At 58.6% G+C, this 18,201-nt stretch carries 14 protein-coding genes; 11 read left to right on the plus strand and 3 right to left on the minus strand.

Going from position 1 to position 18,201, the window contains the following annotated elements; translation table 11 throughout:
- Positions 1–26: 26 nt before the first annotated feature.
- The 3 genes from ACR0DH_RS07695 to ACR0DH_RS07705 all read left to right on the plus strand — a co-directional run bounded on the left by ACR0DH_RS07695 (position 27) and on the right by ACR0DH_RS07705 (position 4,306).
- Positions 27–1,040 carry an Ldh family oxidoreductase gene (locus ACR0DH_RS07695; RefSeq protein WP_480548103.1) on the plus strand — a complete coding sequence of 338 codons (1,014 nt, stop codon included), beginning with the start codon at positions 27–29 and terminating at the stop codon, positions 1,038–1,040.
- A 228-nt stretch (positions 1,041–1,268) separates the two neighbouring features.
- Positions 1,269–2,993: a type I secretion system permease/ATPase gene (locus tag ACR0DH_RS07700; protein ID WP_480548105.1), complete on the plus strand. Its 1,725-nt coding sequence runs from the start codon at positions 1,269–1,271 to the stop codon at positions 2,991–2,993.
- A complete protein-coding gene (locus ACR0DH_RS07705) occupies positions 2,990–4,306 on the plus strand; it encodes an HlyD family type I secretion periplasmic adaptor subunit (protein WP_480548107.1) in 1,317 nt (438 codons plus the stop codon). The genes ACR0DH_RS07700 and ACR0DH_RS07705 overlap by 4 nt, the downstream gene beginning before the upstream one ends.
- On the opposite strand, the gene ACR0DH_RS07710 is transcribed toward ACR0DH_RS07705, so the two are convergent.
- Complete coding sequence (locus tag ACR0DH_RS07710; RefSeq protein ID WP_480548109.1) at positions 4,307–5,023, minus strand: glutathione S-transferase family protein; 717 nt, start codon at positions 5,021–5,023, stop codon at positions 4,307–4,309.
- A 137-nt stretch (positions 5,024–5,160) separates the two neighbouring features.
- Between ACR0DH_RS07710 and ACR0DH_RS07715 the strand changes: the two genes are divergently transcribed.
- The gene (locus ACR0DH_RS07715) at positions 5,161–5,547 is read left to right on the plus strand and encodes a winged helix-turn-helix transcriptional regulator (protein WP_480548111.1); all 387 of its coding nucleotides are present in this window, start codon (positions 5,161–5,163) and stop codon (positions 5,545–5,547) included.
- 67 nt (positions 5,548–5,614) lie between these two features.
- Here the strand turns inward: ACR0DH_RS07715 and ACR0DH_RS07720 are convergent, their stop codons facing one another.
- The gene (locus tag ACR0DH_RS07720; RefSeq protein ID WP_480548113.1) at positions 5,615–7,306 is read right to left on the minus strand and encodes a thiamine pyrophosphate-binding protein; all 1,692 of its coding nucleotides are present in this window, start codon (positions 7,304–7,306) and stop codon (positions 5,615–5,617) included.
- 239 nt (positions 7,307–7,545) lie between these two features.
- Here ACR0DH_RS07720 and ACR0DH_RS07725 point away from each other — a divergent pair, with 239 nt between their 5' ends.
- Positions 7,546–9,192 carry a sulfatase-like hydrolase/transferase gene (locus ACR0DH_RS07725; RefSeq protein WP_480548369.1) on the plus strand — a complete coding sequence of 549 codons (1,647 nt, stop codon included), beginning with the start codon at positions 7,546–7,548 and terminating at the stop codon, positions 9,190–9,192.
- Between the two features lie 12 nt (positions 9,193–9,204).
- On the opposite strand, the gene ACR0DH_RS07730 is transcribed toward ACR0DH_RS07725, so the two are convergent.
- Complete coding sequence (locus ACR0DH_RS07730) at positions 9,205–10,395, minus strand: sterol desaturase family protein (protein ID WP_480548115.1); 1,191 nt, start codon at positions 10,393–10,395, stop codon at positions 9,205–9,207.
- Between the two features lie 263 nt (positions 10,396–10,658).
- Here ACR0DH_RS07730 and ACR0DH_RS07735 point away from each other — a divergent pair, with 263 nt between their 5' ends.
- The 6 genes from ACR0DH_RS07735 (at position 10,659) to ACR0DH_RS07760 (ending at position 18,076) form a co-directional block, all read left to right on the plus strand.
- Positions 10,659–11,609 carry a helix-turn-helix domain-containing protein gene (locus tag ACR0DH_RS07735; protein ID WP_480548117.1) on the plus strand — a complete coding sequence of 317 codons (951 nt, stop codon included), beginning with the start codon at positions 10,659–10,661 and terminating at the stop codon, positions 11,607–11,609.
- A gap of 234 nt (positions 11,610–11,843) precedes the next feature.
- A complete protein-coding gene (locus ACR0DH_RS07740; protein WP_480544121.1) occupies positions 11,844–12,932 on the plus strand; it encodes an ABC transporter ATP-binding protein in 1,089 nt (362 codons plus the stop codon).
- Between the two features lie 102 nt (positions 12,933–13,034).
- Entirely contained in the window at positions 13,035–14,126 is a 1,092-nt protein-coding gene (locus ACR0DH_RS07745; protein ID WP_480543909.1) for an extracellular solute-binding protein, read from the plus strand.
- Between the two features lie 72 nt (positions 14,127–14,198).
- A complete protein-coding gene (locus ACR0DH_RS07750; protein WP_480548119.1) occupies positions 14,199–15,473 on the plus strand; it encodes an ABC transporter permease in 1,275 nt (424 codons plus the stop codon).
- Between the two features lie 5 nt (positions 15,474–15,478).
- Positions 15,479–16,690 carry an ABC transporter permease gene (locus tag ACR0DH_RS07755; RefSeq protein WP_480548121.1) on the plus strand — a complete coding sequence of 404 codons (1,212 nt, stop codon included), beginning with the start codon at positions 15,479–15,481 and terminating at the stop codon, positions 16,688–16,690.
- A 165-nt stretch (positions 16,691–16,855) separates the two neighbouring features.
- Positions 16,856–18,076, plus strand: a complete 1,221-nt coding sequence (locus ACR0DH_RS07760; protein ID WP_480548371.1) for an aminopeptidase P family protein — start codon at positions 16,856–16,858, stop codon at positions 18,074–18,076.
- Positions 18,077–18,201: the final 125 nt, after the last annotated feature.

The raw sequence follows: 18,201 nt of genomic DNA on the forward strand, positions 1-18,201 counted from the left end.
GCGCATCAGACCAAAAGGACATGCCCGTGACAGACCCGTCCATGCAAACCCTCTCACTCGCCGATGTGCGGTCGCTTGCAAAATCGACGCTACAAGGGGTGGGGGTGGATGAGGTTGGAAGCGATATTCTGGCCGATATCATCATGCGGTCGGAACGGGATGGGCCGCGCAGCCACGGTTTACGCAATCTGCCAATTTATGCGCAAAGTTTCACCTCCGGCTACGCCAACCCGACGGCCAACCCGGTCATTCGCCGCATTGCCCCCGGCGTTCTGCGCGGGGATGCGGATAATGGTTATTACCAGATCGCGGCCCATGCGGCGCGCGACGAACTGATCGACATGACCCGTGAAAACGGCATCGCCGCCTTCACCTGTGCCAATTGTCACCATTTAGGTGCGTTGCGTTTTGACACCGAACCATTGGCCGAGGCCGGGCTGGTCGCCATCGCCGTTATCAACTCACTGTCACTTGTGGTGCCACAAGGCGGTGTGCGCCCAGTCTTTGGCACCAACCCGATGTCCTTTGCCTGCCCTCGCGACGGGGCCGCGCCCCTGGTGTGGGATCAGGCCTCGTCCGCCGTGGCGTTTATGGACATCAAGATGGCCGCTGCAGAAGGGCATGATTTGCGGCAACCCGCCGGGCTGGATCGCGATGGGACCCCCACAGCAGATCCGGACGCCATTCTGGAAACCCGCAGCCTATTGCCGTTTGGAGGTCACAAAGGTGCGGGAATTGCCCTTTTGGTCGAGGTTCTGGGCGCAGCTTTGGCTGGCGGCACCCTATCCGTCGACAATGCTGAACGTGAAGCACATGGCGCGCTGAACATCAAAGGCGGGGCGACGCTGATTGCCCTGGATCCTGCCCGCTTTGGCAACGACGCCTTCGCCGGTTACATCACCCGCATCTGCGCTGAGATTAAGGATAATGGTGATGCCCGCGTGCCTGGCGACGGTCGGCTTAAAAATCGCGCCGAAGCCGAGGCCAATGGCATCACCGCCAGCCAAGAGGTTTTGGATCAGATCGCAGCCCTGACCTGAGCGCATAGTCGAAGGCTGAACCCCAGCCAAAGACCCACAATACGGTCACTACGATAGACACGCTCAGGACACGTATGGCTGAAAACTGCCTCGTGTCTGCCTTGTTATTCGCGGTTTCTTGCTGGAAAAGAGAAGCATTCTTGGCAATGCAGGCCCGGCTTTCTAAGTCAGAGGCCCGCACCGCCGGACCTGATTGATGTGGAATGCAGCTTGAGACCCGAACACAGAATGTCGCCCGCCCCACGCCATGAATTGCGCATCGTGCGCAATCAGGGGATAACTTTTCTGGCTTTGGCCTTCCTGTTCAGCATCTTCGTCAATCTTCTGATGCTGACCGGACCGTTGTTCATGTTGCAGGTCTATGACCGGGTGCTGAGTTCGCGCGCGGTTGAGACGCTGACAGCCCTGTTTATCCTTGTTGCGCTGCTTTATGCGCTGATGGCGATGCTGGATTTTGCCCGCGGTCGCATCGTTGCGCGTTTTGGCGCCCGGTTTCAATCCAAGCTGGATGAACGGGTGTTCGATGCCACGTTGCGGCGGTCACTTAACCCGCAGGCACGCTCGGCCCCGGCCACTGCTTTGCGCGATCTTGAGTCGATCCAGAACCTGTGCTCGTCGCCTGTGCTGCTTGCAGTTATGGATATCCCGTGGACCCCGGTGTTCCTGGCGGCAATTTTCATATTTCACCCGCTTCTGGGTTGGCTGGCCGTTGCTGGTGGCGGGCTTTTGATCGTCATTGCCTTGCTGAACCAAGGTTTGACCCGCCGCAAGGTGGCCGAGGCGCAGGCTGCATCGGCGCGGGCCAACTCCTTCTCGGAACATGCCCGACAAGCAGCCGAGGTTGTTCGATCCCAGGGGATGCAACAGGATGTCACCCTGCGCTGGATGAACCAGCGCACTGATGCGCTGCGTCAGACAATTGCGGCCAGTGACTGGACAGGCAGCTTCACCTCACTGACCAAATCGCTGCGGCTGTTTTTGCAATCGGCCATGTTGGCGCTTGGCGCTTGGCTGGTGTTGCAGAACGAGTTGTCGCCCGGTGCGATGATCGCCGGGTCGATCCTACTGGGTCGGGCGCTGGCCCCTGTCGAACAGGCAGTTGGGCAATGGTCCATGATCGAAAAGGCGCGCACCGCCTGGACCTCGCTCAACCAGTTTCTGGACCAGACCCCGCCCGAACCCAACCGCACCAAGCTGCCCACGCCTGAGGCACGCCTGGCTGCCAAGGCGCTGACAGTGATCCCTCCGGGCGCGGCGGCACCGACCTTGCGCAATGTGACGCTGAAACTGGAGCCCGGAACGGCGCTTGGTGTGATCGGCAAAAGCGGGTCGGGCAAGACCACGCTGGCCAAGGCGTTGCTGGGCCTCTGGTACCCTGCCGCCGGGGAAATACGGCTGGGCGGCGCGACGCTGGATCAATATGACCCCACCGATCTGGGTCAGCATATTGGTTATCTGCCACAGCAGGTGACGCTGTTTAATGGGTCGGTCGCGGAAAACATCGCCCGCATGTCGCAGAACCCCGATCCGCAGGCCGTTGTCGAAGCGGCCAAAAAGGCCAACGCGCACGAGCTGATCCTGTCTTTGGAGAAGGGCTATGACACGTTTCTGGAAGGCAATGACAGCCAGTTGTCAGGCGGTCAGAAACAGCGCATCGCACTGGCGCGGGCCTTGTATGGCGACCCGGTGCTGCTGATCTTGGACGAGCCGAACTCGGCCCTTGATGCGGATGGGACCGAGGCGCTGAACGCTGCAGTGCGCGGGCTGAAAGAGGCGGGAAAAGCAGCCATCATCATGACCCATCGACCTCAGGCCATCTCGGAATGTGATACTTTGGCGGTTGTCGAACGGGGACAGCTGGTCAAGTTCGGCACCCGTGACGAGGTGTTGAACGCGATGGTCCAAAACGCAGGCGCTATCAAACGCAACCTCAATCAGGTGAACGCCGGATGACCGAGCAGACGAAAACCAACGGGCGCACACCCTGGCGGATTACCGTGCCCGCATTAGTGGGTTTCTTGGCCCTTGCCATTCTGGTCGGCGGTCTTGGTATCTGGTCGGTATACACCCAACTGGCGGGTGCAATTGTGTCCTCAGGCTCGATCGAGGTGCAAAGCAACCGTCAGGTGGTGCAGCACCCGGATGGCGGCGTCGTAGGCGAGATTTTTGTGCGCGACGGTGCGGTCGTGTCCAGCGGCGATCTGCTTTTGCGGCTTGATGATACCTTCCTGTCCTCGGAAAAAACCATCGTCGAGGCGCAGCTGTTCGAACTTCTCGCCCGCCGTGCCCGACTGGAAGCAGAACGGGACAGCGCTACCCCCGAAGACCTGGCCATTCAACTGGACGCCGTTCAGCAAGAACATGGCATCCAGCGCGACCTGATCGAAGGTCAACAACGGCTGTTCGAGGCGCGGTTGAATACAATGACTCAGCAAACCGATCAGCTGAAAAAACAGCTGGTTCAAACCGAAAGTGAGATTGACGGCACCGAGGCGCAGCTGGTCTCGCTCCGCCTGCAGGTCGAGCTGATCCGCGAGGAGCTTGAAGATCAACAAAGCCTGCTGAGCCGCGGCCTGACACAGGCCAGCCGGGTCCTGGCCCTACAACGGGAAGAGGCCAGCCTGAGCGGTGAGATCGGGCGCCTTGAGGCATCCATCGCCCGGCTCAAAGGCCAAATCGCCGCAACCGAAATTCGGATCGTTGAGCTGGACGCCACCCGACGGGAAGAGGCGATTACCACCCTGCGCGACGTGCAATCGCAGGTCGCGGAACTATCGGAACGGCGGTTGTCTCTGACGGAACGCCTGTCCCGTCTGGACATTCGTGCGCCGGTTTCGGGCACCGTCTATGGCAGTCAGGTTTTTGCCCTGCAATCGGTGATCCAGCCGGCTGAGCCGATGATGTATGTGGTGCCGCAGGACACGCCATTGCTGGTCGCCGCACGGGTAGATGCGATCCATGTGGACCAACTGCATGTGGGTCAGCCCGTCGCTCTGCGCTTTCCCGCCTTCAACCAGCGCGAAACGCCTGAACTTGACGGCCATGTGATCAACGTCTCGGCCGATACATTCACCGACGAACAAACCGGTTTCACTTTCTACCGGGCCGAGCTGGTCCCCGATGAAGGACAGGTCGAGCGGCTGAACGGTCAAGCCCTTCTGCCCGGCATGCCGGTTGAGGCGATGATTAAGACCGATGAGCGCACGCCCCTGTCCTATCTGGTCAAACCGATGGCCGACTATTTCAATCGTGCCTTCCGCGAGTGATCAGTTTTTGACATCACCCGAAAACCGGGCGGCGTTTTCCTTTGCAAAAGCGCTGGCATCTGCATCGGCATCCCAAAACTGTGGATTCGCCTTTGGAATGGTCAGCGCCTTCTGGACCGCAGGGCGCGCATCGATCCGATCAAACCAGGCATTCAGATGCGGCAGATCATCCACCTTAACCCGCGCCCAGACATAGGCTCGCGCCCAAGGATATAACATCATGTCCGCAATCGTGTATTCTTCGGCGGCGATCCAGTCACGCCCCTCTAGGCGATCATTCATAACCTCCATCAGGCGGCGACTTTCGTCGACGTAACGGCGGATGGAAAACGGTTCCTCGTGGCCGTTGGGGGCGGCAATATGCTGGAAATACATTGCCTGCCCCATCATCGGGCCGACGTGACCGACCTGAAACAGCATCCACTGCATAACCTCGGACCGTTTGATTGGATCTGTCGGCAGGAACTTTCCGTATTTTTCAGCCAGGTGCCACAGGATCGCACCGCTTTCAAAGATTGCACGCCCTTCCGATCGATCTTCGATTGTCGGGATCTTCCCATTGGGGTTGAGGGCCAGAAACTCCGGCGTCTTCTGCTCTTGTTTTGAAAAGTTGATATGGGTCAGATCATATGGGACGCCCGCTTCTTCCAAAAAAATGACAGGCTTGTAGCCGTTCATGGTGCCAGCGGTGTACAGATGAATTTCGGGTTGAGACATGGTTATCCTCGGCATGTTTCAGATGTCAGGACAGGCTGACCAGGATCATTCTAGTTGTCTGCAGAATCTGAGGATTGAGAGATCAAAAAGCAACCAGTATACTTTTAGTAACCTAGTTCAACTTGTGGGTTCAAAGAATGCAGGCAGTTGTGAAACAGGATGAAAACGGGCGACGCGTCGTAAGCAACGCCTGTTCTGAACCTTGCGCGATTGAGCGCGGAATGCGGATTATCGGCGGCAAATGGACCGGGTCGATCCTTTGGCATCTCAAGGATGGACCCGTTCGATTTAATGACCTGTCCCGCATGATTGGCGGCGCCAGCAAGAAAATGATCACCGAGCGGCTCAGGCAGCTGGAACATCAAGGCCTTGTGCACCGGCAAGTGATGGATACCGCGCCCATTTCGGTGCAATATTCGATCACCGCCTTGGGCACCACCGCACTTGGTTTTCTGGACGAACTCAGAAAGTGGAGCGATCAGTTGCCGCCCGCATTCGCCCAAACTGATACGTCAAAGGTCTGACCGCGTTCTGTCGGCCACTCAGAAATCTCAGCGGTCCTGTGCGATTTAGGCGGCTGGGCCACCTGACCTATGACCCTGCCTTCTGCGCCCCTTCACGCATCTGGCTGAGGGTCTGCCTTGGGGTCAGCGCTTCGGCTGAGATGTTCAGGTCCAGAACAGCCCCTGTATCCGACGCCAGCGCCCTTTCGAACGCGGCCTCGAAATCCTCGGTTCGTTCGACCCGTTCGCCGTGATAGCCATAAGACCGGGCGAGTGCTGCGAAATCGGGGTTTTCCAGTGTGGTCCCCGAGACACGGGCAGGATAGGTTTTTTCCTGGTGCATTCGGATGGTGCCATAGGTGCCATTGTTCAGGATCAAAACGATGGGTTGCGCACCTGCCTGCATGGCGGTCCCAAGCTCCTGACAATTCATCTGAAAATCCCCGTCCCCGGCAAAGCAGACAACGGTTCGCTCTGGATGCGCGACTTTGGCGGCAACGGCTGCGGGCAGGCCATATCCCATCGCACCGGATTGCGGGGCCAACAGGCGTTGTTGAGGGCCGTATTTGAAAAACTTGTTCGGCCAGACGGTGAAGTTCCCTGCGCCATTGGTCAGGATTGCATCATCGGGCAGTCGATCGCGCAAATAGGCCGAGACCTTGCCCATATCCACCGGGCTGGGCAGGTCGGGCAGGTCGAAACCAGCCTCATAATCCGCACGAGCCTGTGCGCGCCAGTCTGCCCATCCTCCGCTTGCCAAATGCTCGGACAGGGCGATTGCGAAGGCATTTGGACCAGATTGAATACCCAGATCGGGAATGTAGACCTTGCCAAGTTCCCGGTCCGAGGCGTGGACATGGATCAGCTTCTGTTCCGGCTTGGGCACGCGCAGCAAAGTGTAGCCTTCGGTTGTCATCTCTCCGAACCGCACGCCGATGGCCAGGATCACATCCGCGCCTTTTATCTGCGCCCGCGTGGCAGGTGTCATCCCGGTTCCGGCATCGCCGACATAGCTGGGGGAATGGTTGTCAAACAGGTCCTGAAACCGGAACGCGGCCACAACGGGGATGTCAGAGCTTTCGGCAAAACGCTGCAACGCGGCACTGCCTTCGGCGCGCCAACCACCGCCGCCAATCAGGATCAACGGGCGATCCGCACCGGACAGGGCCGAGATCACACTGGCGATGGCCCCGGGCGTCGGGCCGGGCTCATGTACAACCGCCGAGCCGGTCAGCGCGGGCACATCGGTGACGGCTGTCAGCATATCCTCTGGCAAGGCAACGACGACCGGACCCGGACGGCCCGCGATGGCCGTGGTCCAGGCGCGGGCGATGATCTCGGGAATACGGTCGACTGCTTCAATCTCGGTCACCCATTTGGCAACGGTCCCGAAATAAGCGCGATAGTCGATCTCCTGAAACGCTTCGCGCCCTTTCATGTCCGTGCCCACCTGACCCACAAACATGATCATCGGCGCACTGTCCTGCATCGCCGTATGTACCCCGATCGACGCATTGGTCGCTCCCGGGCCGCGCGTGACGAAACAGATACCGGGCTGTCCGGTCAGTTTGCCATATGCTGCTGCCATAAAGGCCGCGCCACCCTCGTTCCGGCACAGGGTGAAATCCAGCGCACCATTTGCCCCGGCCCGCGCGCTGCCGGTATCATGCAGCGCATCCAGCACCGCCAGATAGCTTTCACCCGGCACACCAAAACTGTGCTGGGCGCCCAGCGCCTGCAAGCATTCCACCAGCACAACGCCACCGTTCCGTTCTGTCATCTCGGGCTTTTCCTTCGAACCGTCCTGTGAAACGCTCGCGTCAGTCCGACATCGGGGCGTTCCTATCGCGGCCAACTTGGCCGAAGAAGGCGTTGCAGGTAAATCCGGAAATCCATGAATTGGGAAAATTATTCGACTGACCAGGCCAGGATCATCTGATAACCCGCTTATCAAACCTTATTGCAAAGACCAGCCCCCTGATCTGGCAGGATTTAAGGAGAGGATCATTGAAGGCTGCCATGAATATCCTGTTCATCATGTATGACCAGCTGCGGTTCGACTATCTCAGCTGTGCCGGGCACCCTCATCTGGACACACCGAACTTTGACCGGGTTGCACGGATGGGCGTGCGTTTCACCAACGCCTATGTGCAATCGCCGATCTGCGGGGCCAGCCGGATGAGCTGTTATACCGGGCGCTACGCCTCTTCCCATGGTGCGCAATGGAACGGCTATCCGCTACGCGTCGGCGAGGTCACGCTGGGCGATCACTTAAGGGGCGCGGGTATGGGGTGCTGGCTGATCGGCAAGACCCATATGAAAGCCGACGCTGCCGGAATGGCGCGTTTGGGCTTGTCGCCCGACAGCATAATTGGCGCACGGCAGGCTGAATGCGGATTTGACGTCTGGGTCCGCGATGACGGGCTTTGGGCCGAAGGGCCCGACGGGTTCTATGACGAAAAACATGCGCCCTATAACGACTATCTCAAATCCAAAGGCTATGAGGCCCAAAACCCCTGGGCCAATCATGCCAATGCTGGGGTCGAAGATGGTGAGATCGCCAGCGGCTGGCTGTTCCAAAACGCCGACAAAGCCGCCAACATACGCGAGGAAGATAGCGAAACGCCCTGGCTGACGGACCGCGCAATCGACTTCATTGATCAGGCCAAAGGGCCCTGGTGCGCCCATGTCAGCTATATCAAACCGCATTGGCCCTATATTGTGCCAGCCCCCTATCACAATATGTACGGACCAGCCCATGTACCGACCGCAACCCGGGCCGAAATTGAGCGAGAAGATCCCCATCCCGTCTACGCCGCGTTCATGAACAACAAGATCGCCGCCGCCTTTCAGAAGGAAGAGACCCGGCAAAAGGTCATCCCGGCCTATATGGGTTTGATCAAGCAATGCGACGATCACCTTGGTCGCCTGCTGGATCACCTGGAAGCCACGGGCCAGATGCAGAACACGATGATCGTGCTGACATCGGATCATGGCGACTATCTTGGCGATCACTGGCTGGGTGAGAAAGATCTGTTCCACGAGCAATCCGTGAAAGTGCCTCTCATCCTCTACGATCCGCGTCCCGAAGCAGACGGAACGCGCGGCACCACCTGTGATGCACTGGTCGAACAGATTGATCTGGCTCCCACCTTCCTTGAGGTCGCAGGTGGGGAACCGGCAGGCCATATCCTCGAAGGCCGCAGCCTGATGCCGTGGGTGCGTGGGGAAGCACCTGACTGGCGCGACTTTGTGATCAGCGAATATGACTATTGCCTCACACCGATGCGTCAGGCGCTTGGTCTTTCGAACCCGGATGCGCGGTTGTTCATGGTCTTTGACGGACGTTTCAAGATGGTCCATGCCGAAGGCGGGTTCCGCCCGATGCTGTTCGATCTGCAAAACGATCCGGACGAGTTCAACGACCTTGCCAAAACAGACAGCCACACAGATCAGATCGACCGCCTGTATGACATGCTGGCGACATGGGGGCGGCGCATGGCGCAGCGGGTCACCCGGTCCGACGCCGATCTAGATGCGATGCGCGGTCGCTCGCTGCGCCGAGGCATTCTGCCGTTTCTGGTCGATGGGACCGAAGTTCCAGATGAGCTGATGGAAAAGTATCGCGGGCCGGTGTCTCAGGACTTCACCCCAAAAGACAGCTAATCAAGGCTCAGGTCAGGGATCGAGGCGACCCAATACACTTTGAAGATGTCGCGTCGAGTGCCATGTCTGACTGTCGCAGAAGATGCCCGCGCAGCCGCGCAGCTTCAGGCTGACAGCCGAGGCGCTTTGAATCGTTCCCCGATACACACGCCCGGTTTCCGGGTCGCGCAACTGACCCTCCCAGACATCACCGTTGAACTTCAAACCGGTTAGGATCAGATCACCGATCCGCGCATGCGGCGTATCGGCCTGATCCCAGACCCAAAGCAACCGACCACAGGTCGCAGCCGAATCTGAGGGGCAGTTCTCAAACCGGACCACCACGCCCAAACCCGGCGAGGCATAGCTGCCGCTCAGATCAAACGCTTGCGCCCGGTCGGCCAGGAATCCCGCAACTAGCGCGACGATCAGACCAACGATGCCCAGCCGGGCCCGCGACAGGCGCGGCGCAGTTTGGGCATAACTCTCATGATATTGCGGATGCTCGGTTTTCATCAACCGATCCCACCATGAGAAGTACAGGCCCAGATTGTACCGCGCATGAGCGTGGTGCAGATCGTGATGCGTGATGGTGGTCATCCAGCCAAAAACTGGCCGCCCATCGGGACGCGCTGGGAACACCTCGACCCCGCAATGCCCCAGCGCATTGCGCAGCATCATATGGGTGACAAAGATGAACAGCGCGACGGGATGCGCGGGCAATATGATCAACACAAGCGGCAGGTAGATCGCATTCACGACAGCCTCGCCCACGTCAAAACTGTACGAGGTGAAAGGCGTCGGCTGATGCGACCTGTGATGCAACCGATGAAAACGCCGGAACAGGGGCGGATGGTGCAGCAGGCGATGGCTCCAATAAAACCATGCGTCATGCAGGATGATTAGCGCGGCCACGCTGAACAGAAAATACCACCACCCGCGATCTGCAATCTCGGGATAGATTGTCATCAAACCAGCCCGCGCGCCCAGCGCAATCGACGTCCCGGCAGCCGCGAAGATCAGAACCGTGCGCAGGCTGGCCAGCAATTCGCGCCTGATTTGCCCCTTGGGCGGGTCCGTGGGCCTGATCTTTTGCCGACTTAACCGGCGTGACAGCAACAGATTGATCAGCAGATAAGTGCCGCCAGCACCGATGACATAGCGCAGAAGGTCTGCACCAAACACCTCGGCATAAAGGGTCATGATGTTCGAAAGGGTCAACATAATACGCTCCGTCGTCTGAATAGATACGAGCGAAGGTTTGGCACCCGCCACTGCACATGACCTGCCGATTTCAAAATCCGGCGGGTTTTCTTCAGAATCGGCGAGGGTTTTTTAAGATCGACCAGCCCATACCGTTGACCCGGACAGGAAACGCCCGTTCTGTTGGGGTCAGAATGTCCGATCTGGCAATGTTTGATATCTTTCTCAGAGGTGCCGCCCTAGGCGCCCTTGTTTTATGCGCCTGTATTTTCGTCAGCAGTCGCGTGAACAGAAAAAGCCTCTCTGTGGCAGCGCTCTGCTTGTGCCTCTGCCCCTATCTGATCGTATCCACACCAGATATCCCGCTGCACCCCATGGCGCAGGCCGCGCTAATCTGGGTGGCCGCGCTGGTGCCGGTTCTGCTGTATTGGGCTGCGCTTGAGCTTTTTCAGGATCATGTAAATGTAAAGCCCTGGCAGATCGGGCTTGCGGTGCTGATTGTCACCTCGGCCTGGTTTTCGCATTTGCATGTCTGGGTCGCAGCACTGCGTGGACTCGCTGCGCTTTTGCTATTTTCACACATGCTCAGTGTGGTGATACGCGGGGATGCGGATGACCTGATCGCCCAGCGCCGCCAGTTCAGGCGGTGGTTCTTGGTCTGGGTTCTGGGTCTTGCCAGCGTCATCACTGCCGTTGAGATCCTGCAACTGGACCGCACAATGCCGCGCGGGCTATTTGCCCTGCAAGCGGGCATCATGTTTCTGTCCGCGGCGGCGTTTCTTGGATGGTCGGTAGACTTGCGCCCGGATATTTGGCGCACCGCACCACGCAACGCTTCGGAAAACATACCGGCCAACCCGGCCCAAGCAGCTTTGGCACAACGTATTCAACACGCCATGGAACAAGGGTTGTGGCGTCAGGAGGGGCTGACCGTGGCTCAGCTTGCGGCGCATCTGCACACGCCAGAGCACCGCATCCGGGCCGCGATCAATCAGGGCATGGGGCACCGGAACTTTCCAGGCTACGTCAACACGTTCCGCATTATCGAAGCGCAGAAACTGCTGATCGAACCCGAAATGGAGGGCCGCACCGTGCTCAGCATCGCCTTTGATGTGGGCTTTTCCTCACTCGGCCCGTTTAACCGTGCTTTTCGGGATCAAACTGGAACAACACCAACTACATTTAGAAAACAACACTTAGAAAGAACAAGAACGTTGGACGCGAACAGTGCCTAGACTGCCACCGCAATAAGCAGTACTCGACTCACCAAGCGTAGTAATTATTCGCAAAAGAAAAGATTTTTGACTAAATTGTTCGCGAGGTCGACATTTGTCGATCACGCCCATTCAATCCAAGATTTGTTGTTGCATTACGTAACCGCCTTGGTCTTAAATCTTTCGGACAGATCAATGAAATCCGCAAAACGCGGATAATCATTTGACGCTACAGGGGGTCTTGTGACCGAATCTATGAACGACGCCGCGTTTGTCGAATTCCAACGCGTTCAAAAATCTTATGATGGCGAAAACCTCGTCGTCAAAGATCTTAACCTCGCCATGCCAAAAGGTGAATTTCTGACCATGCTGGGCCCCTCGGGTTCGGGCAAGACAACATGTCTGATGATGCTGGCCGGGTTTGAAACCGCCACCCATGGTGAAATTCTTCTGGATGGCAAACCGATCAACAACATCCCACCGCACAAGCGTGGCATCGGTATGGTCTTTCAGAACTACGCCCTGTTCCCGCATATGACCGTGGCCGAGAACCTCTCGTTCCCGCTTGAAGTGCGCAAGCTGGGCAAATCCGAGCGTGAGGAAAAGGTCAAACGCGCGCTGGATATGGTTCAGATGGGGGCCTTTGGCGGGCGTCGCCCGGCGCAACTGTCGGGGGGTCAGCAACAGCGGATCGCGCTCGCGCGTGCGCTGGTGTTTGAGCCCGAGCTGGTCTTGATGGACGAACCGCTGGGCGCGTTGGACAAGCAGCTGCGCGAACATATGCAGTTCGAAATCACCCGCCTTGCGCATGAGCTGGGCATCACGACGGTCTACGTAACCCACGACCAGACCGAAGCTCTGACCATGTCGGACCGGGTTGCAGTATTCGATGATGGCCGCATTCAGCAGTTGGCTCCGCCGGATCAGCTGTATGAGGAACCCGAAAACAGCTTCGTCGCGCAGTTCATCGGTGAAAACAATACGCTGGAAGGCGTGGTGAAATCGATCGACGGTGGCGCTTGCGTCGTGCAGCTGGATGACGGTTCCGAGATTGACGCAGTTCCAATTAATGTGAACGCCCCGGGTGATCGGACCAAAGTGTCCATCCGACCCGAACGCGTCGAATTCAACAAGGACCGCCTGCATGCCGATGCACATACGCTAAAGGCAACGGTCAAAGAGTTCATCTATATGGGTGATGTGTTCCGCTTCCGCATGTCGGTTGCCGGGAATGACGAGTTCATCGTCAAGACGCGCAACGCCCCCGATGCCATTCGCCTTCAGCCCGGTCAAGAAATCGACATTGGCTGGCTGGCAAAGGATTGTCGTGCGCTTGACGCATAGACCAAACCGCGCAGTACAAGCGCGGTTTCACCGAGGGACCGGCTGGCGAAAACCCGTGCGCCAGCTGACACTACAACAAACGGGACTTACTGGGAGTATCATATGAAACCGACAAAGACACTACTGACGGTGGCCGCGCTTGCGACGGCTGCTGGTGCCGTTTCAGCTCAAGAGATGACAATCGTCTCGTGGGGCGGTGCTTATTCGAAGTCTCAGCTAAAAGCGTATCACGAGCCCTATTCGGAAAAGACCGGCGTCACCATCCTGAATGATGACAGCTCGGCCGAAGCGGTCGCGAAACTGCGCGCCATGAACGAAGCGGGCAACATCACATGGGATGTGGTGGACGTGGTTGCCGCTGATGCGATCCGCCTGTGCGACGAAGGTCTGGCACTGGAAATCGACCCGGATACCATGCTGGCACCGGCACCCGATGGCACACCAGCTTCGGAAGACTTCGGTGACCTGCTGGTCAGCGACTGCTTTATCCCGCAGATCGTTTACTCGACGACCTTCGGCTATCGCACCGACCTGGTTGGCGACACTCCGCCCACCGATGTCTGCGCGGTTTTCGATCTGGAAACCTATCCAGGCAAGCGTTCGCTTGAAAAGCGCCCGATCAACAACATGGAATGGGCTCTGATCTGTGACGGCGTTGCCAAGGACGACGTTTATGACGTGCTGGCCACTGAAGAAGGTCAGAACCAGGCGCTGGCCAAGCTGGACACCATCAAGGACAGCGTTGTCTGGTGGTCTGCCGGTGCCGACACGCCGCAGCTTCTGGCCGATGGCGAAGTTATCATGGGCTCCACCTACAACGGTCGTCTGTTCAGCGTCATCGAAGAGCAGAACCAGCCCGTCGCCATGCTGTGGGACGCGCAGGTGTTCGATCTGGACGGCTGGATCATTCCCGCCGGTCTGAGCGAAGAGCGTCAGCAGCGTGCGTTGGACTACATTATGTTCGCAACCGACACACAGCGTCTGGCAGATCAGGCCAAGTACATCTCGTATGGCCCGGCCCGCGCCTCGTCAGCACCGCTGGTTGGCAAGCATGCCGATCTGGGCATCGACATGGCACCGCATATGCCGACCGATCCGGAAAACGCCAAGAACACGTTCCTCTATAACTACGAGTTCTGGGCCGACTACCGTGATGACATCGACGCCAAATTCCAGGCGTGGCTGGCACAATAAGCCGGGCTTGACGTCATAAATCCGTCGGGGGCGGTGCGCCGCCCCCAGACCAAGACAACGCAGGGTACAATGATGACGGACGCAAGCGAAAACGCAGGGCCAATGCTGGCTGCAGACGGTACGCCGCTGAAACAGTCACTGGCGCGGTCATTGCGGCGGCAAAAGCTCAGGGCTTTGATGCTGATCGCCCCGCTGCTTCTGTTTGTGATGTTCTCCTTCATCGTGCCTATCGCCTCGATGCTGTTCCGTTCGGTCGAAAACAGCATTGTCGCCGAAACCCTGCCGCTGACGGTTCAGGCCTTAGGCGACTGGGATGAAAAATCCGGTGAATTGCCGGACGAGGCCGTCTATGACGCCTTTGTCCGCGACATGGTTGTCGCCATCGACAACAAAACGCATACCCGTCTGGGCTCGCGTCTGAACTACGAAGAAACAGGCATGTCTTCGATGTTCCGCCGGTCCGGTCGTCAAATCAAAAAGCTCGACCCCGAAGCAGACGGGCCGTTCAAGGATCAGGTCATCGAAATCCACGACGGCTGGGGAGAGCCCAATACCTGGGCGGTCATCAAGACGCACTCACCTGCAGTGACGAATGGCTATTTTCTGAATGCGGTCGATATGCGCCGCACGCCCGAGGGCGCGCAGGCCCAGCCCGAAGACAAGCAGATCCTGATCAAGCTGTTCGGCCGGACCCTGTTCATGTCGCTGGTGATCACCGCCTCGTGCATCCTGTTGGCCTACCCGGTCAGCTACTTGCTGGCGACCCTGCCGATGCGCGTGTCAAACATATTGATGATACTGGTTCTCCTGCCGTTTTGGACGTCGCTTCTGGTGCGAACCTCGGCGTGGAAAGTCATGCTGCAACAACAGGGGGTAATCAACGAAACCCTTGTCTGGCTTGGTCTGGTGGCCGATGACGCGCGGTTGGTGATCATCAACAACCAGATCGGCACGATCATCGCGATGACGCATATCCTGCTGCCGTTCATGATCCTGCCGATGTATTCGGTGATGCAGACCATTCCGCCCTCATATACCCGCGCCGCGAAGTCCATGGGGGCCACCAACTGGACGACCTTCTGGCGCATCTATTTCCCGCAATCCATTCCTGGCATCGGTGCGGGCTCGATCCTCGTGTTCATTTTGGCCATCGGCTACTACATCACGCCGGAAATCGTGGGCGGCACAAAGGGCGTGTTCATCTCGAACCGGATCGCATACCACATCTCGTCCTCGCTGAACTGGGGACTGGCCGCGGCACTTGGGACCATCCTTCTGGCGGTCGTGCTGCTGCTCTACTGGTGCTACGACAAGATCGTGGGCATTGATAACGTGAAGCTGGGATAATCAAGATGGCCGCACTTACTCCGATATCCCGCAAACCACTTTCGATGGTCCTGCCCAGCGTGGCATTGGCCGGGGCCTTTGCCGGCGTCTTTGTCGGCGCAGGCAACGGATCAATCTTTCTGGGCATTTTGATCGGCGCCGCCCTGATCGCCGCGTTGGCCTGGGTCTACATCACCGTCCTAAAAAACGAACAACTGGCGCGCTGGATCAACATCCTGGGCTTCGGAATCGGAGGGTTCCTGATTGCCGGACCCCTCGGCGGTGTCCTGGGCCTGTTGGGCGGGTGGTTTTTTGCCTGGTTCACCTATTGGCTGTATGAAGGCCGCTATCGCCAGAAGTTGCTGCCATACCTGACCGCGAAACAGGTGTTCTATCACTACCTGTTCCGTGTGATCTGTGGTGCGATCTTCGTCTTCCTGATCACACCTATCCTTGTGGTTCTGCCGCTGTCGTTCAACGCCCAGGACTTCTTTACCTTCACGCCGGAGATGCTGCGGCTCGACCCCGAGGGGTATTCGCTCAAGCATTACCGCGATTTCTTCACCAACAATGAATGGCAGCGCAGCTTCAAGAACTCACTGATCATCGCGCCGATTGCGACGGTTCTGTCCGTGACGCTGGGCACGTTGGCTGCCATCGGTCTCAGCCAATCCCACGTGCCGGGACGACGCGCCATCATGGGTATCCTGATTTCCCCCATGATCGTGCCACTGATCATCTCGGCCACAGGCATGTTCTTCTTTTACAGCGACATTGGCCGCTTTCTGGAAGGCACGCTGGGCATGAACAAGAACTTCGTGGGCTATTTGAAGGTCATTCTAGCCCATGCCGTACTTGGCATTCCTTTTGTCATCATCACCGTGACCGCAACACTGGTGGGCTTTGACCGTTCGCTGACCCGTGCGGCGGCAAATATGGGTGCGGGCCCGGTACGGACGTTCTTCAAGATCCAGATGCCGCTGATCCTGCCGGGCGTGATCTCGGGCGGGCTGTTCGCCTTCATAACCTCGTTTGACGAGGTTGTGGTGGTCCTGTTCGTCGGCTCCGCCAGCCAGAAAACCCTGCCCTGGCAGATGTTCACCGGCCTGCGCGAACAGATCAGCCCGACCATCCTGGCGGTCGCCACGATCCTTGTGGTGCTGTCCATCGCGTTGCTGACCACGGTCGAATTGCTGCGCCGTCGTTCGGAACGTCTGCGGGGGCTTTCCCCCGCTTGACGGATCGCATGGTCTGATCTAACGATTTTCCTGTTCACCCCCGCTGCGATGGCGTCGCGGCACTTACGGGGGTGATCGGCTCTCGGACCCCGAGACCGCCTGTCCTGAACGCCGGGACATGTGGCCGGGTTCTTGCGTTTCCCGGCATAGATGAGAGACCGTATGATGAAAGACCTATCCAATCGCCCCGAATTCTTCACCTGCCACAATGGTGAAAAGGCCCCCCTGCCCTTTAGCCAAGGTGAATACGACCGCCGCCTGTCCAAGCTGCGGGCCGTCATGGCACAACGGGACATTCCCGCCGTGCTGCTGACCTCGATGCAGAATATCGCCTATTACTCGGGCTTTCTGTATTGCGCCTTTGGCCGCCCCTATGGCTGCGTCGTCACGCAGGATGCCTGCACAACCGTGTCGGCCAATATCGATGCGGGTCAGCCCTGGCGCCGTTCGGTCGATGAAAATGTGATCTACACCGACTGGCAGCGCGACAATTACTGGCGCGCGGTGGCCAGCCTGATCGGTGGCGCGAAACGCGTCGGCATCGAAGGCGATCACATGACGCTGGCCGCTCGCGATACCGCCCTGCGCATGCTGGATGCGCCTGAACTGGTGGATATCGCACCCGACACCATGGCCGCCCGCATGGTCAAATCCGCCGAAGAGATCGAGCTGATCAAAGGCGGCGCGCGCACCGCCGATGTGGGCGGCGCCGCCATCCACGCCGCGATCCGCGAAGGTGCAACCGAGATCGAGATTGCCATGGCAGGCCGCGACGCAATGGAAGAGGAAATCGCCCGCGCCTATCCGCAGGCCGAATACCGCGACACCTGGGTCTGGTTCCAGTCAGGTCTGAACACCGACGGCGCCCACAATCCGGTCACCAAACGCGCGCTGCAAAAGGGCGATATTCTATCGCTGAACACCTTCCCGATGATCTCGGGCTACTACACCGCACTGGAACGCACCCTGTTCTTGGGCGAGCCCGACGCCGAAAGCCTGCGCCTGTGGCAGGCCAACGTGGCCGCGCATGAGCTTGGCCTCAGCCTGATCAAACCCGGCGCAACTTGTTCTGGCATCACCGCCGAGATCAACCGCTTCTTCGCTCAGGAAGGCCTGCTGGACTACCGCTCCTTCGGCTACGGCCACTCGTTCGGCATCCTCAGCCACTACTACGGGCGCGAGGCCGGTCTGGAACTGCGCGAGGATATCGACACAGTGCTGGAACCCGGCATGGTCGTCTCGATCGAGCCGATGCTGTGGATCCCCGAAGGCCAACCCGGCGCGGGCGGCTATCGCGAACATGACATTCTGGTCGTGGGCGACGATGGCGCTGAAAACATCACCGGCTTCCCCTATGGCCCCGGCCACAACATCATCGGCGCCTAAAGCGCTTGGGCGGGGCCCCGGCCCCGCCTATCTTCCCTAACTGCTCTTGCGCAAAAAAGACATTGGACGCGACAGCTATCAAACCACAAACATCACGAACGAATCCGAGATCAATCTCGCGCAGA

It is taken from the genome of Ruegeria sp. I1, assembly GCF_056532675.1.